Annotated in this window: 2 protein-coding genes; both read right to left on the bottom strand. The window is 49.9% G+C overall.

Features of this window, described 5'->3' with window-relative positions; genetic code table 11:
- Positions 1 to 185: 185 nt before the first annotated feature.
- On the bottom strand, positions 186 to 410 hold the full coding sequence (locus tag ACURWW_RS17215; protein WP_445618382.1) for a hypothetical protein: 225 nt from the start codon (positions 408 to 410) through the stop codon (positions 186 to 188).
- Between the two features lie 125 nt (positions 411 to 535).
- Positions 536 to 706: a hypothetical protein gene (locus ACURWW_RS17210; protein WP_458618522.1), complete on the bottom strand. Its 171-nt coding sequence runs from the start codon at positions 704 to 706 to the stop codon at positions 536 to 538.
- Between the last annotated feature and the right edge of the window lie 210 nt (positions 707 to 916).

The following is a 916-nucleotide window of genomic DNA, read 5'->3' as shown; positions in this document are numbered from 1 at the left end:
CCTATTGCTGATTGTTGGCTACTGCACCGCACTTATTCCCCGCCGGAAAGCCAAACGGCAGAGCGCACATTAACGCCCCAATTTGCCGCGCAGCAAGCGCTTTGAGGCCTGTTTTTCAAGGCCGATGCTTGCTGTGTCGGCCAACATTGGATTGTTATGTGCAGCACGGATGCTGCGACGAGGTCTTAGAAATTCTCTCTTTCCTTTTCATATTCTTCGAGCAGCTTTGATTCGTTTAGAAGCTCCGCACCGACTACCTCGAATTTGCCCCTTGTATGGGGACTTGCCTCAAAAAGAAGCGTTTCTAGCCCCTCATGATCTATGTCTACTGTTTTGTATCCAGCATCTATGAGCTGGCCATGTACGTCCGTTCTTACTTTTTTCAGTATGAGCCTAACTGGATTCTTCACTATTTCTCCTTTGTTCAATTACTTCGAGCACATAACGCTCGGCTTAGCGGCGCACGGAGCACCGCGTAGTGCGTCCGGGCCGCGTTTTTTTGCGGCCGTACTACAGCCGCTTGTTAGGACCTTGCTCACTGGGGCTTCATGATCGCCGTTAAGATCGCTATTTTCTGGTATTTGACTTCGGCAAGCTTCGCCTCAAGTTCTAGTTGCGCTTCGGAGTGCTCCGCATACTTTGCGCAAAACTGTGCTTTGGCAAACTCATCGCCCGGCAATTCACGGCATTCTTTATATGCTTCCAAATACGCATCACTTTCCGAACACGCAGCTAGCATTGCGCAAAGTCCTAATAGGATGGCTGTGCAAGTAGTTCTCGTCATTCTCTTCCTTTCAAAGCCGAATGCTCAATAAATACATCCCTGCTTGGTCGCAGTCCTAACGCCCCAAACAGCCGCGCGCTTTTTTGCGTCGGCTGCTTTGGCTTGTTAACTGTTTGCTATGGCCGCAAACAG

Source organism: Gilvimarinus sp. F26214L, assembly GCF_054401055.1.
The sequence above is the reverse complement of the archived record's forward strand: the minus strand, read 5'-3'. Positions and strand labels throughout refer to the sequence as shown.